Here is a 15,536-nt window from a genome sequence, read left to right as displayed (position 1 = left end):
TTCACTTCTCCCAGGTAGAAATTAAAGCAGGTCGAATGGTTGATTTATTTCTCAGGATATCTGACCAATTATTAATTGTAAGGAATTCAAATGCTAGGATTCGGCAGATTTTTTAAAAGTTCTACTGATTCTCACCAAGAGCAAACTGGTTTGTCAATTGAATGCCTTCCAAATGAAATGCTACTGCCAATTCTTCAAAGAACAGTGACCTCCCGAAATGATAAAAATAGTGTGTCACTAGTTAGCAAGCGGTTTTATGAATTGAGCGAAGATAAGTCAGTTGGCATATATCTGGCTTATGATGTTCGTTTTATAATTGATTCTTTGTTGCGTGATTTGTATCGACTCGTGTTTAAGCCAAGGTCCGCCGGGGCTGGACAATTTTGTGCTGATAAAGAACTGATACAATCGATTGAGCAAATTAAAAAACAGCTCGTAGCTGTTTTGAAGGCAAGATCCTTTGAACGAATTGATAAAAACACACTCGATATTTTTTCAAATGGTGATGCGAAAGTAATTCGATCAAAGCTACTTATTAAATACGGAGGCATGCTGCCTTACGTTATTGATAGTGTCAAAGATTTTCAATTTCTTGCGGCTACCGTTGATAAAAGCCAATGGAATGCCATTGAAGTGATATTTAAAACGATTAAATTAAGTGAAAAAAATAACGTAACCACATGCATACATTTAATGTTACGTCTTTGTGCTGAATTAAAAAACAAAAAGCGACTTACTGATAGACATCAGGATTACAAAGAGCTCTTAACCAATGCGAATTCTAAACTCATAGCCGCTCTATCTAAAGAGCAACAAAGGATCGCTATGGAAATGGTTAAAGATGGAGTCAGGTTATCAGCGGAGATTTATTTGCATAATCTAGCTAATACTTTTATTGCAGTGAGTAACGAATTGCATGAGCAGTTGGGCGATGACGCAAGCAACGACATTCATCAACCAGGCACATAGTTTTTTTACAATCACCCTATAAAGTTATAGGGTGAGATAAATGTTTTATAATTCGACTGGTTATCCCTTAATTTCAGCATGTTCCAATACTTTTTCTGCTTGCGTAGCACGATAATTTTTAATTGCTTCGCGGTATACAGGATACTTATTTCCCAGGATTGTTACCGCCAAAATAGCCGCATTGATGGCGCCTGCCTTACCTACTGCAAGGGTTCCTACAGGAATTCCTGCAGGCATTTGGACTATGGATAAAAGCGCATCCAAGCCATTAGTAAAAGTTGAGGAAGGCATAGGCACACCTAAAACAGGGACTATAGTTTTAGCCGCTACAACTCCAGGCAAATGAGCTGCACCGCCAGCTGCGGCGATAAAAATTTCAACGCCACGTTGTTCTGCTGATTTGAGATACTCAAATAATGCATCGGGGGTGCGATGCGCCGACAAGGCCCGGACTTCGTGAGGAATGTTAAATTGTTCCAGAGTTCGGCTGGTTTCTTCCATGATGGTCCAATCAGATTTTGAACCCATGAGTATTGATACAAGTATATTTGACATAATTCCCTCGTTAATTATTTATCTTGTTCAGTATTCGGAGCTTGAGTGCAGTGAAAGGGAGGTTGCAATAATCTGTATTGCTTCAACCAAAGCTAATCCTTCGAGTTCTTGCACCCTGGCTTTTAAACGTTCTGGGGTATCGCCTGCCAACACAGGACATTTCTTTTGCAAAATAATCGGTCCTGCATCCACTTGTTCGGTAACGAAGTGTACCGTACAACCGGTTTCAACCTCGGCGGCATCTAAGACAGCTTGATGTACATCGAGATTCATCAACCCAGCATGAGCGGGTAATAATGAAGGGTGAATATTGATTATTTTATTTTCCCAGTCGGATACGAATTCAGCTGATAAAATACGCATATAACCAATTAAAACAACAAGCTCTATTTGATGTTGTTTGAGGATTCCAGAAAGATAAGCATCAAACTCCATGCGGCTTAGGCCTTGAGGATTGGCAAACATTGATTGAATTCCAAAGTTCGCTGCTTTTTCCAAAATGGGAGCATCTTGTTTGTTGCTCAGAACCAGTTCGATTGATGCCGATAGACGTTGATGCTTTATTCCAGCAACAAGTGCATTAAGATTAGTGCCTCGAGTTGAACCGAGTACGGCGATGCGAATCATAATGCGCGTATCCTTTGCATATGGTCAATGCGTTGTTGAATTAATTGTTTGGTACCTATATCCTGGCGATGAAATAAAGGACCTTCAATTAATGAAATTTCGTTCTCAGCGCGTTGCTCTGCAGCAAAAATCGTATCAGCGATGCCTACATAAGCCGCAGTGCGCGAGCCTTCAGCAACGATTTGATCATCGACCTGATTTACTGAAGAAAGGTATAAATGATCTTGATGTGCAACCTTGGAAAAATCTACGACAAAGTTTTTCTTTGGTGCATCAGGATAACCTTCAGGGACGGCATATTTACAGACGGTGGCCTGCTTTGAAAATTTAACGTTGTCTTCAGTAAGATTGCCATTCACCATGGCTTGACATAGTGCAACAAAGTCAGATTCCAAGATCGATAATACATTTAATGCTTCAGGATCGCCAAAACGGGCATTAAATTCGATCACATAAATTCCATTTTTAGTCGCAATGAAACTGCCATATAAAATACCAATATAGGGTTCGCCACATTCAGTAGATAAGGCCTGAAATACTGCATTATTGATTGCTAAGGCTTCCTGAACATCATTTGGGGTTAAAAAGGGTAGCCGATGATCGGTATCGGAATAACTTCCCATACCACCAGTATTGGGTCCTTTATCGCCGTTATAAGCACGTTTATGGTCTTGGACCAAAGGCATAGGAATAAGCTTTTTGCCATCAGCGAAACACATGAATGAAAACTCTTGGCCAATCAGTTTTTCCTCAATAAGGATGGTCTGCTTTTTATCAAAAATCTCCTGACAAAACTCCAAAGCCTCAGTGATTGAATGCAGATGATCTCCAGCAACTTTGACCCCTTTTCCACCCATTAAGCCGTTTGCTTTAATGACGTAATTGCCTTCCCCGAGTTCATTGAGAAAAGCGTCAACATGATTGAGGGTTGTAAATTTTTTATAACGTGGCAAACCCGCAATGTGATATTTGTGCATGAGATCACGTGCGAACTCTTTAGAGGTTTCAATTTGTGCCAATATTTTTTTCGGACCGATGGTCGGGATTCCTGCTTGCCAAAAGGCATCCGCCATTCCGTGTTCAAGCGGTGCTTCTGGACCAATAATTACTAATTCCACTCCCCAGAGCTTTGCCATAGACACTACTGCGGCGCAATCAGTGATATCACCTGCGCAATATTGATTCGTTAATTGATGGATACCTGGATTAATTGCTGTGCCGTAGCAAAACAATGACGTTTTGTGTGGCGAACGATGTAAGGCTTTAATTAATGCATGCTCTCGTGCGCCAGAGCCGATAACAAGAATGTTCATTCGCGAGTATCCTCTATTTTTTGGGGGCAGTAAGTCTGCTTGTTTCACGTTGTAGCTCGAGCTGCTTCATTTTTTCAGCAGTCAGTTTTTTACAAAAATAATCGCCATCCATACACGCCATACATGGTTTTTTGATGTGATGTTCTCCCCGACGTGTTACTGCTTCAATCAAATCTTCATTTGATTGATAGAGTAAAACATCAACACCAAGATAATTGGCAATCTCATCTTCAGTTTTATTGGCAGCAATCAATTCTGTGCGTGAAGGAATATCAATCCCACTAAAACAGGGATTTTTAAGTGGGGGCGATGTGGAGGCGAAATAGATGTTCTTTGCGCCAGACTCTCTTACCATTTTGACAATTTCACGAGAGGTTGTTCCCCGGACAATGCTGTCGTCGATAATCATCACAATTTTATTTTTAATTTCAGTTTGCTGCGGGGTTAGTTTGTAACGGATATTTCGACTTCGTGCCTTTTGATTGGGCATGATGAAGGTACGACCTATAAAAGGATTCTTATATAAGCCTTCGGAGTATCTTACCCCTAATTCATGGGCAAATGATAGGGCGGCAGTATTGGCAGTAAACGGAGCAGGAATAACAATATCCGGTATGAGTTCAGGGTACTTTTGTTTCCATTGATGGGCTAGATTTTGTCCCATACGTAAACGAGCGCGGTATACACTGACGTTATTGAGGGTTGCATCCGGGCGTGCAAAATAAACATACTCAAACACACAAGGCCTGAATTCTTCTGTTTTTAGAATACGGCGGTGCAGGGTTCCATTAAGATCCACAAAGGCTACTTCACCGGGTAAAATATCTCCGCGAGGTTCGAAGCCCAATGCATAAAAAGGAGTAGTTTCTGATGCAAAAATAGTATCAACCGTTCCATCGGGATTTTCACGGGTTCCCCAAACCAGTGGGCGGATACCATGAGGGTCGCGGAAGGCAACAAGACCCTTGCCAATAATCACAGATACAATCGAATAGGCCCCTTCAATTCGTTCAAAAATATGCGAGACGGCTTGAGTCAGCAGTTCGAAAAAGCTATCCGTATTTTCTTCATTACTGGACGCATTACTGGCCAGATTATCTGCAAGCATGAGCAATAGTGCTTCAGAATCAAGAGAAGTATTAAGATGACGATGTTGTTTTAAACGAATCTCATCCGCCAGTTCTTGGTAATTGGACAGGTTGCCATTGTGGGCAAGCGCGATGCCGCGCGGACTTCCAATCCATAATGGCTGGACATCTGTTGCCGTATAGCCACCGGCAGTAGGATAGCGTACGTGACCAATGCCGATGTTACCTTCTAATGCGGAAACGTTATCGGATGTAAAAATTTCCCGCACCAAACCTAATCCATGTTTCGTATAGAAACGCTGATCACAAGTGAGTATGCCCGCAGCATCTTGTCCACGATGTTGTAAATGGATGAGACTCTCATACAATTCGGAGGCTACTGGTTCATGACTGTAAATACCTACTATCCCGCACATTCCTTACTCTACCTTAAATAACTTGCGACATGGCGCATGATCCGTTGCTCTACAGGTTCTTTATGTTCTGCAAAACTGAATTTTGTTCCTGTGATACGTTCATACAATTGAATATATCGTGAGGAAAGTTCTTCAATTAATTCTTGTGGTGCTTGAGGAAGTTGCTCATCGTGATAAGGATCTGAATTTTTTGCAAACCATAGCCGCAAGAATTCCTTATCAATATTTTCTGGTTCTAGGCCCTCAGCAATGCGTTTTTCATAGCTTTCGGCAAGCCAATAGCGGCTTGAATCAGGAGTATGGATTTCATCCACTACTATAATGTTCCCATCCGCATCGCGACCGAACTCATATTTAGTATCTACTAAAATCAAACCATGATCTTTAGCAATTTCAGTACCACGTTGGTAGAGTTTAAGTGCTAATGCACTGGCTTCTAACCAGTCTTCTTCAGTCATCCATCCGTCCGCAATAATTTCTGCTGGAGAGATAGGGCGGTCATGAATTTTTTCTTTAGTCGTGGGGGTTAAAACAGGTTGTTCCAGTTTTTGATTTTTTCTTAATCCTTCAGGAAAAGTAATTCCGCAATACTCACGGGTCCCATTTTGATACTGAGTCCATAAAGAAGTGCTGGTTGTACCACTAATATACCCTCTTACTACAAACTCAATCGGAAAAACGGTGCATTTTTTGGCAATAACGACATTCGGATCAGGAACTGCAATGATGTGGTTAGGGACAAGATGTTTGGTTTGTTCAAACCACCATGCACTGGTTAAATTAAGTACGGCACCTTTATAGGGAATCAATGCAAGATGTCTATCAAATGCGGTGAGTCTATCTGTTGTAACCAGCATGATGGAATCACCCAAATCATATGAGTCCCTTACTTTTCCTTGATATTTTTTGCCCACAGGCAAATTTGTTTGGTCCAAGCAAAAAGCTAAGGCTTCTCGAATTTCATTGTCATAATGAGTGGTCGTAGCGGTAGCATTCATGAGCATAAGGGTTCCCGATAATATGAGTTAATAAAATATGGTCTATTAATGCAGATACATTGGTTTCATCGCTGGTAAATTGCCATAGAACACCATGATTTATTTTATTGATTTTAGGCACTGCGTAATGGGTATTAAGAGTTTGTAATGTTTGCTGTCCCTTCAAGTCTTCTTTTGCGCGAACAAGATAAGCCAAGGTATTTGGAGCGTCCAGTTCGTTTAAAGAAACTTCTCGTTCTTTGCGATCAGAATATAAAAGGCCAGTTTTTTTGAGTTGAGCGAAACTCTCTGCCGAGTCACACTCAACTTCCCAGTGTTCAAAACGATGTACGGTTACTGGAAAACCTAAGCGTCTTAACGTTTTTTGTACGGTCAAGGCTTGGTTATCGGTGATAATCAGTTTAACAAGGCTGATATGGTTACTTGGAGTTTTGCTGAAGTGTTTGAGGTTGACCGCCATTTCGTCCGGCAACGTGTTCGAGGGATCCCATTCTGGACGTGGACAAGCCGCGGAGCGTAGGTTCTGCGGAGCTGCTTTATCTTCACCCAGGCCAAAATTACGTTCTTTTATGTAATCACGCATTGAAGCAAAAATCGGATCACCATTTTTCGTGCGTTCAGGATGTGGCATCATGGCCATGACATTGCCAGCATGGTTGGTAATTGCCGCAATATTGCCCGCAGAGCCATTTGGATTAATTGGGAAATTATCAATGATATGGCCTTCGGCATCACAATATTGAAATAAATTTAAACCGTGTTGCTCTATCTCCTTCAACAAGGAGTCTGGCATAAGAAAACGTCCCTGGGCGTGAGCTATAGGCAGATGAATAAAATCTTTAGTTGTAAGATGGCGAGTAAACGCATTATGTTGATGATTATCCGCCAAGCGCATATGCACCCAGGCATTATAAAAACCTGTTCCAACTATTTTTCCATGGGCAATACGCTTATTTTCTGTGAGCGCCATACTGATTTCATGATGATTTAAGTCCGGCACCAAACCTGATTCAACGAGTATTTGTGCGCCATTGCAGATTCCTAATATGGGCTTTCCTTGTTCGCTTTGGGCTTTGATTTCCCCAATCACGGGATCAAGTGCGGCGATGATTCCTGCACGAGAGCGATCTTCATAGGAAAAACCGCCGATAAGGATATAACCATCGAGAGTACGTAGTTTTTCTAAAGGTTCATTCCACAAAAACTCAACAGGTTCCATTCCGACCCGTTTTACAGCGAGTGCAGTTTCGCGTTCACAATTGGAGCCTGGGAATTGAATTAAGCCAATACGTATCATAACAGCCTCACCTTTTGATCTCCTTTTACTACGCGTCCGATTTCATAAAGAGGGAAGGAAGGAAAATCGCGGAGTACTTCGCGAATAGCCGATAATGTATCTGGTGCGATAAAAAGAACTAAACCTGCACCCATATTAAAAGTACGATACATGTGTTCATCATCTAGATTTCCTAACTTGCGCAATAGATTAAATATAGCTAGTTCAGGAATCTCTTTTTTATGAATTTCGACACCGCATTGTTTGGGTAAAATACGGGGAATATTTTCCAGTAATCCTCCACCCGTGATGTGTGCCATTCCTTTAACAGGTATGTTTTTTTCCAAAATACTTAAAATCGGTCTAGTATAATTCAGATGCGGTGTTAAGAGTTCTTCACCAATGCTCTGTGAGAACTCTGGAAATTGAGATTCTACTTTATAACCAGCAACGTCAAAAAGCAGCTTTCTTGCTAATGAATAACCATTAGTATGCAAACCACTTGAAGGAAAAGTCACGACGAGATCCCCTTCACAGATCGTTTTGCCTTCAATCGCTTTATTTTTTTCGACCACACCCGTAATGACACCAACTAAATCCAGCTCGCCTGGCAAGTATGTACCTGGCATCTCGGCGGTTTCACCGCCAACTAAAGAAATGTTGTTTTCTTTGCAGGCTTTGACCATGCCGTTAATGATTTGTTCGATAATTTCGGGTTTTAATTTGTCGTTTGCAATATAATCAAGGAGGGTAAGCGGTTTTGCTCCCAAAACAATAATGTCATTCGTCGTTGCACTGACTAAATCAATCCCGATGGTATCGAATTTTTGCATCATTTTCGCAACCATCATTTTGGTGCCTACGCCATCAATACTTTGCACGAGAACAGGATGCTCATAATCTTGCAGCAGGTTTTTAAGATCATACATGGCGCCAAAGCTGCCGATCCCGGTAAGAACTCGCGGTGAAAAGGTACTTTCTACCGCTTTTTTAATACTACGAACTGCTTCATTACCTGCTTCTATATCTACACCTGCAGCTTTGTAATCAATAATTGACATTATATGAGCCTCTCAACTAAACCATTTTCCCAGGCAGTTTTGGCTGCACTGATTGATAGATTGATAACCGAATTGATTACCAGGGTTGGGGTTGCTGTTGTTTCACCTATGGGCTGAAATGCTAGAGAATAATTCCGGAATATTTGTTCTAGTGCGCTTAATTTTTCCAGCGGGACTTCGAGGATAAATCCACCGCTTTCCGCAAACAGCTTTTTATCATTGGGTAAATCACCAGGAATAAAAACATTCACCCCAATTTCATTTTTAAAACTCATTTCTGCTAGAGCAACGGCAATACCACCTTCAGAGATATCATGTGCTGATAACACCAGACCGGCTTGCATGGCTGCATGTATGGCGCTGATTTCATCAGCAAATGTAGCAAGATTGGGTTTAGGTAGTTGACTGCCTAGTTGGTTGTGTAATTGGTAATACACACTACCCCCACATTCATTTTTGCGTTCACCAATCATTAAAAGAACCGAATTAGGCTGCTTGAAGTCATAGGTTATGGTTTTGGAATAATCGTTGATTGAACCGATACAACTGATAATCGGACTCGGTGGAATTGCACCTTGAGCTGACTCATTATAGAGCGACACATTACCCGATATAATGGGTAGGGTCACATTGCGATCAGTAAACATTTTTACCGCGGAGCATGCATCGACTATGCCGCGTACTGCATCAACAAACTCGCCCATTTGTTCTGGATTTTCAGGATTACCAAAACACAGACAATCAGTTAAAGCAAGGGGCCAGGCGCCTACGGCAACGATGTTACGTACTGATTCGACAACGGCATTAACTGCACCCCAATACGCATCAATTTTGTTATAACGCGGATTATGATCGACGGATAAGGCGACACCAGTATACTGAATTTCTAGCGGATATTTATCTTCATTAAATGGCGCAATTACTCCGGCATCAGCCCATCCTGGTTCAACGACCGAACGACCTTGAACTTGTTTGTCATAACTTTCATAAATTGGAGCACGGGAAGCAATGTTTTCATGAGCAAGTAAATTCAATAATTGTTCATTGAAATCGCCCACTGCAATGTGCTCTGGTTCGCTATGAATGTTTTGTTTCGCACTGTAAGGGCGATCATAAAGAATCCCCTTGGTAATGTCTTCTGCGCGAGCGGAGACAATTTCTTTTCCTTGGGCCTTCACAACGTATAAGCCATCGGTTCTAATTGTTCCCACCACAGTTGCTTGTGCACCATCGCAGATTTCTGGCAGGGCAAACCGTTCGTTATAATGTTTTAAGAAGGTATCAACCAGTTCTTGAGGAACAACCCACATAAAGCGTTCCTGTGTTTCTGAACAAAGGACCACCGCGGGTAGTAAATTATTCATGCTGGTTGGTACAAGATCAAGGTTGATTTCTGCTCCATAGCCACTGGCTTCTGCCAATTCAACGCTGGCACAAGCAATTCCTCCTGCCCCTAAATCTTTGAAGCCAACGCGATCAATGAGATTGTTTTCGCGCAAGAATTCAAACATGGCGTAATTGGCTTTAAGAATATGTCGTTGTAAGAACGCATTAGGTTCCTGGACTGCTCCCTTATTTTGCTCTTGTTGTTCTTCACTCAATGTTGCTGAAGCAAATGCCGCGCCGCCAAAGCCGCTATTATCTGTGGGCTTACCAACCAATATAAATTGATAGCCATCTGCATTGGCTGGAGCATAGGAATGGATTATTTGATCTTCCCTGACTACACCTAAAGTAACTACAGTAACCAGACAATTTTCATTGTAGGCTTCATCGTAATAGGTATCACCACCCAAATTTGCGATACCAAGAGGATTCGCATAACCCGCAATTCCCTGAACTACTCCGTGATGTATCCATTTTGTTTTTGGGCGATCAATATCGCCGAAACGCAAACTATCAGCCACTGCAATTACTTCCGCTCCCATGCAGCAGACGTCGCGCACATTCCCACCCACCCCTGTTGCAGCACCTTCAAATGGTACAAGTTGTGAAGGGTGATTATGCGATTCATGACTTACCACGATGCCATAACGTCTGCTTTGTTTGTCCATCGCTACAGCAACAATTCCGGCATCCTCTTTGGGACCTAGAATGACGTGGGGGGCTTTCGTTGAGAACTGGTTAAGGTGTTTGCGGCTGCTTTTATAGGAACAATGTTCGGAACCCTGAATAGACCATAAGATACATTCTGCATAAGTTGGTGGTCGTTTTAATAGGGAATTTTGAATGGTGAGGGCTTCATCAGGAGTTAGGCGCACGCTAAAACGTTGGAGTAAATTAGTTATTTCCTCCAAGGACAGCTGCGAAAAATCAAAATAATCGGGGATTTCTTGCATTTTAGGGGATCTGACCTATAGCTAAAACGTCACTAATTTTAAGCGTATTTTGAGTTTAAAGCAATACATTTTTTTCATTTACTTAACAAATTGATCAAAAATTCACAAATTTTGAGCGCGAAAGAACGTAGCCTGGATGAAGGCATCAGCCGTAATCCCAGGTTTGAGCTGCTGAGTCCTTGGCTTACGGCTGTGCCTTCACCAAGGCTGCGTTTAATAAAGAAATGAATTCATTAGAATTGACTCGATTCCCTCCATAATTTTTCCACGATTTGTGGATTTGCTAAAGTGGATATATCCCCTAATTCGTCCAGGCTTTGTATTTCTTTTCCTGCAATTTTACGCAAAATACGGCGCATGATTTTACCCGAACGTGTTTTGGGTAAATCATTAACGATATGGATTACATCTGGTTTTGCAATAGGGCTTATTTCCTTATTCACCTGTAGGATTAATTGAGCTTTTAAGGAGTCATCTGCCGTTATATCTTGTTTTAAAACAACATAGGCATAAATACCCTGGCCTTTAAGATCATGGGGGATGCCTACTACTGCTGCTTCAGCGACAGCGGGATGACTCACAAGCGCACTTTCGATTTCTGCTGTACCCAAGCGATGCCCTGAAACATTGATGACATCATCGACCCGACCCGTAATCCAATAATCACCATCCTCATCTCGTCTCGCACCATCTCCCGTAATGTAATAACCATGATGTAAATACGTCATACAATAACGTTGGTGATCGCCCGCGATGGTTCGCGCCATAGAAGGCCAGGGATATTTTATTGTTAAAAACCCTTCACCTGCTCCGGTTATTTCGTGGCCATTTTCATTGAGTAATACAGGAATAATGCCTGGTATAGGTTGGCGTGCCGAACCTGGTTTATTAATTGAATCATCAGCTCTGGGACTAATCATCACCGCACCAGTTTCGGTTTGCCACCAAGTATCCACAATTGGACATCTGGCTTGACCTACTTTTTGATAATACCATTGCCATGCTTCGGGGTTAATGGGCTCCCCAACAGAGCCAAGCAAGCGTAAGGAACTTCGTGAGCTGGAAGCCAACCATTCATCGCCGGCACGCATTAACGCACGGATGGCGGTGGGGGCTGTATAAAATACGTTCACCTGATGCTTGTCAACGATTTGCCAATTCCGAGAGAAATCAGGCCAGGTAGGAATTCCTTCATAAATTAGGGTTGTAATTCCATTACAAAGAGGACCATATACTACATAACTATGCCCCGTAACCCATCCTATATCTGCGGTACACCAAAATACTTCATCCTGTTGACAATTGAAAATTAATTGATGTGTATATGCTGTTTGTACTAAATAACCTCCAGTGGTGTGAACTACTCCCTTGGGCTGGCCAGTACTTCCTGATGTGTACAATATAAATAACGGATCTTCTGCATCCATAGGTTCCGGATCACAGTGTGCGCTCACTTGTTCTTTGAGCTCATGCCACCAATAATCCTTATCTTTATCAATAGCAACAAGATCATCACTCGTTTTGATGATCAGCCTTTTTAATGATAAATCACTGCATGCCTCGTCAACTTGTTCCTTTAAGCCAACCAACTTACCACCCCGATTAAAATGGTTTGCAGTGATTAGGCAGGCACATTCAGAAGCAAGTAGGCGTTGTCTTAATGCATGGGCTGAAAATCCAGCAAAAATTACCGTATGTATGGCGCCAATACGTGTGCATGCCAGCATGGCAATTGCTGCCTCAGGAATCATCGGTAGATAGATGGCAACTTTATCTCCTTTGTTCACTTTTAACTGTTTGAGTACATTACTCATCCGACACACTTCGGCATGTAATTCAGCAAAGGTCAGTATTTTATGCTGACTTGGATCATCTCCTTCCCAGATAATTGCTGGTTGATTTGCTTTGTGGGGTAAGTGTCTGTCTAAACAGTTACTACTGACATTTAATTTTCCACCTTTGAACCACGTTACATCACCATGTTTTAACCCGCCGGTGAGTACTGTATCCCAAGGTTGAAGCCAATCAACCGTCTGTTGGGCTACTTCAGACCAAAACTCGCTTATTGAATCTTCTGTTGGCGTTAATTTGGGGTTGCGCAAATGAGAATGCATGTTATACCTCTGTGCCTTGGGAAATTAGTTTAATAATTGCAGAAAAATCTAAATCGCCCTGGCCCTGGTCAATAAAGTGCTGATAAAGAGTAGCTGCTTTAGCTCCCAAAGGAGTATTTACATTGACCGACTGAGCTGAATCTTGGCTGAGTAACAGATCCTTAAGCATCATGGCCGCAGCAAATCCAGGTTGGTACTCGTTGTTTGCAGGGACGTTTTCCAATACTCCGGGAACAGGTGCATATTTGCTCATTGCCCAGCATTGTCCGGATGCGTTAGTCACTACTTCAAAAAGTTTTTGAGGAGACAATTGCAGTTGTTCTGCAAGGACAAACGCTTCTGAGATGGCAATCATGGAGATCCCCAGGATCATGTTATTACATATTTTTGCTGCTTGTCCGCTTCCTGCGCTGCCAGTATGAATTATTTTTTGTCCCATAGCGGCTAAAATAGGTTGCGCCTCATGGAACGCTGGTTCTTCGCCGCCAACCATGAACGTTAATGTGGCCGCTCCTGCTCCGGCAACGCCACCAGATACCGGTGCATCAACAACCTGGAGGTGGTGTTGTTTGGCCAGATGATGCAGCTCACGCGAACTGTTGACATCAATGGTGGAGCAATCGATAAATAAAGCTCCTTTTTTTGCCGCTTGGAACAATCCATTACTGCCATGACACACGTTCAATACTTGTTGTCCATTTTGCAGCATAGTAATCAATACATCTTTTTCTTTAGCAATTTCTTGAGCATTTTGTGCGATAAGACCACCAGATTGGGAAAAGTGTTGCAAGGCAGTTTGTTGTAAGTCATATCCCGTGACTTGATGCCCCGCTTTAACAAGATTAATTGCCATGGGTAATCCCATATGCCCCAGTCCCACAAATCCTATTTTTGCCATTGAGTTCTCCATGTATCAAGACTTACGAAAACCCCCAATCTCTTCGTTAAAAAATGTTTTTACTTCAGTCATTTAATCTATCAAAACTCCCTCATTAAAAACATTTTTTGCCTCGAATTTGGGGTTTTTCGTAAGTCCTGTGTATGCAAAATTTAGCCTGAGGTTAAGACCCTCGCCATTTAAAACTTATGTCATTCCCGCGAAGGCGGGAATCTATCCCTAAAATAGGCATGGATTCCCGCCTCCGCGGGAATGACAGCTTATTTAGCGGGAATGACAGCTTATTTAACGGTAGTGGGAATTATGGCTTCGCTTTTACCCAGGCTACATTAATTATTCTATTTTTAATCATGCGTTGGCATGATAAAAGCACTTTCTTTGATTTCACTAACAGGCCATTTGCTGGTGACTGTTTTGCGTCGAGTATAAAAATTGACGCTTTCTTGCCCGTGCATGTTGGTGTCACCAAAAGAAGAATGTTTCCAGCCGCCAAATGGATGATTGGCAATAGGAACAGGAATAGGAATGTTAATTCCTACCATTCCAACTTGTACGCGTTGACTGTATTCACGCGCACTAAATCCATCGCGCGTGAAAATTGCTGTTCCATTGCCATATTGATTTCTATTCACCAAAGCGAGTGCTTCTTCAAAATTATTGGCTCGAACAATTACGAGAACTGGCCCAAAAATTTCATTTTGATAAATGGACATATTTTCATGAACATGATCAAACAGGCACGGTCCCATGAAGAAACCTTGTGGATGTTCAGGATGTTTAAATGTTCTACCATCGATAATTAATTTGGCACCTTCGTTTATCCCTTTATCGACGGCTGCGAGTACTTTCTCTCGATGTGCCCCACTAATCAATGGCCCCATATCTGTACCAGGTACATCACCCGCATTGATCCGCGTTGCTTTAATTTGCGGTGTCATTTTTTCAATTAAGGCATCAGCGGTGTGATCCCCTACAGTCACAACAACAGATATCGCCATGCATCGCTCACCTGCGGAACCGTAGGCTGCGCCCACAATTGCAGAAGCGGCTTGATTGAGATCGGCATCAGGCATCACGATGCAATGGTTTTTAGCACCACCAAATGTATGGGCCCGTTTTCCATGAGCTGTTGCTGTAGTATAAATATATTGCGCAACTGGTGTTGATGCTACAGCAGTAAAGGCGGCGATGTCTGGATGAGCCAGTAAATGATCTACTGTAGTTTTATCGCCATGCAAGCAATTGGCAACGCCAGCAGGCAATCCTGCATCACTTAATAATTCAAGGAGACGAACTGGAGCGGAAGGGTCCTGTTCGGAAGGCTTCAAGATGAAGGTGTTGCCACATGCAATTGCCGGAATCATCATCCAAACCGGAACCATAACAGGGAAATTAAAAGGAGAGACACCAGCACAAACACCTATTGGTTGGCGTAATGTATGGCAATCAATGCCATTGGTTACATCTGCTGAGAAATCTCCTTTGAGTTGATTGACTAGGCCGCAATGTAATTCAACTACTTCTATAGCACGTGCTACAGAACCTTTTGCATCATCCAAAGTCTTGCCATGTTCACGAGTGACGATCCGTGCCAGATCCAATTGATTTTTTTCTAATAAATCGCGGAATTTAAAAAGAATTCGTGCTCTTTTTATTGCAGGAGTTTGTGCCCATTCTGCTCCAGCTTCTTTGGCAGTAGCGATCGTTTTATCGCACAGTGATTTGGATGCAAAATGAACTTGGCCGATTACTTCCCCTAATGCTGGATTATAAATAGGATGGGTAGTCGTATTCGTTTCATTGATTAATTGTCCACCAATATAATGTTGTACAATGTAGCTCATTAACAAACTCCTTTTTATTATTTTTATCAAATTAAGTG

The 15,536-nt window shown here is 42.1% G+C and carries 12 protein-coding genes; 1 reads left to right on the top strand and 11 read right to left on the bottom strand.

The features are described 5' to 3' along the window. Positions 1 to 90 precede the first annotated feature (90 nt). Complete coding sequence (locus DGG96_RS10480) at positions 91 to 969, top strand: F-box protein (protein WP_110142618.1); 879 nt, start codon at positions 91 to 93, stop codon at positions 967 to 969. Between the two features lie 60 nt (positions 970 to 1,029). On the opposite strand, the gene purE is transcribed toward DGG96_RS10480, so the two are convergent. The 11 genes from purE to DGG96_RS10425 form a co-directional block, all read right to left on the bottom strand. Then, positions 1,030 to 1,524 carry a 5-(carboxyamino)imidazole ribonucleotide mutase gene (purE, locus tag DGG96_RS10475; protein ID WP_110142617.1) on the bottom strand — a complete coding sequence of 165 codons (495 nt, stop codon included), beginning with the start codon at positions 1,522 to 1,524 and terminating at the stop codon, positions 1,030 to 1,032. A gap of 27 nt (positions 1,525 to 1,551) precedes the next feature. Then, positions 1,552 to 2,151 (bottom strand): phosphoribosylglycinamide formyltransferase, encoded by a 600-nt coding sequence (gene purN / locus DGG96_RS10470; protein WP_110142616.1) that lies wholly within the window; start codon positions 2,149 to 2,151, stop codon positions 1,552 to 1,554. After that, positions 2,148 to 3,464 carry a phosphoribosylamine--glycine ligase gene (gene purD, locus DGG96_RS10465; protein WP_110142615.1) on the bottom strand — a complete coding sequence of 439 codons (1,317 nt, stop codon included), beginning with the start codon at positions 3,462 to 3,464 and terminating at the stop codon, positions 2,148 to 2,150. The genes purN and purD overlap by 4 nt, the downstream gene beginning before the upstream one ends. Positions 3,465 to 3,477: 13 nt before the next feature. Beyond that, on the bottom strand, positions 3,478 to 4,968 hold the full coding sequence (gene purF / locus DGG96_RS10460; RefSeq protein WP_110142614.1) for an amidophosphoribosyltransferase: 1,491 nt from the start codon (positions 4,966 to 4,968) through the stop codon (positions 3,478 to 3,480). Positions 4,969 to 4,976: 8 nt separating this feature from the next. After that, positions 4,977 to 5,972, bottom strand: a complete 996-nt coding sequence (locus DGG96_RS10455; RefSeq protein ID WP_110142613.1) for a phosphoribosylaminoimidazolesuccinocarboxamide synthase — start codon at positions 5,970 to 5,972, stop codon at positions 4,977 to 4,979. Beyond that, positions 5,935 to 7,263, bottom strand: a complete 1,329-nt coding sequence (purQ, locus tag DGG96_RS10450; RefSeq protein ID WP_110142612.1) for a phosphoribosylformylglycinamidine synthase I — start codon at positions 7,261 to 7,263, stop codon at positions 5,935 to 5,937. Before purQ ends, DGG96_RS10455 begins: the two co-directional genes overlap by 38 nt. Then, positions 7,260 to 8,303 carry a phosphoribosylformylglycinamidine cyclo-ligase gene (gene purM, locus DGG96_RS10445; protein WP_110142611.1) on the bottom strand — a complete coding sequence of 348 codons (1,044 nt, stop codon included), beginning with the start codon at positions 8,301 to 8,303 and terminating at the stop codon, positions 7,260 to 7,262. Before purM ends, purQ begins: the two co-directional genes overlap by 4 nt. Further along, entirely contained in the window at positions 8,303 to 10,642 is a 2,340-nt protein-coding gene (gene purL / locus DGG96_RS10440; RefSeq protein ID WP_110142610.1) for a phosphoribosylformylglycinamidine synthase subunit PurL, read from the bottom strand. The genes purM and purL overlap by 1 nt, the downstream gene beginning before the upstream one ends. 233 nt (positions 10,643 to 10,875) lie before the next feature. Beyond that, positions 10,876 to 12,756 carry an acetate--CoA ligase gene (acs, locus tag DGG96_RS10435; protein ID WP_110142609.1) on the bottom strand — a complete coding sequence of 627 codons (1,881 nt, stop codon included), beginning with the start codon at positions 12,754 to 12,756 and terminating at the stop codon, positions 10,876 to 10,878. Position 12,757: 1 nt separating this feature from the next. Then, positions 12,758 to 13,654 carry a 3-hydroxyisobutyrate dehydrogenase gene (gene mmsB / locus DGG96_RS10430; RefSeq protein WP_110142608.1) on the bottom strand — a complete coding sequence of 299 codons (897 nt, stop codon included), beginning with the start codon at positions 13,652 to 13,654 and terminating at the stop codon, positions 12,758 to 12,760. Between the two features lie 344 nt (positions 13,655 to 13,998). After that, complete coding sequence (locus DGG96_RS10425; RefSeq protein ID WP_110142607.1) at positions 13,999 to 15,498, bottom strand: CoA-acylating methylmalonate-semialdehyde dehydrogenase; 1,500 nt, start codon at positions 15,496 to 15,498, stop codon at positions 13,999 to 14,001. Between the last annotated feature and the right edge of the window lie 38 nt (positions 15,499 to 15,536).

The sequence above is a fragment of the Legionella qingyii genome, assembly GCF_003184185.1.
The sequence above is the reverse complement of the archived record's forward strand: the minus strand, read 5'-3'. Positions and strand labels throughout refer to the sequence as shown.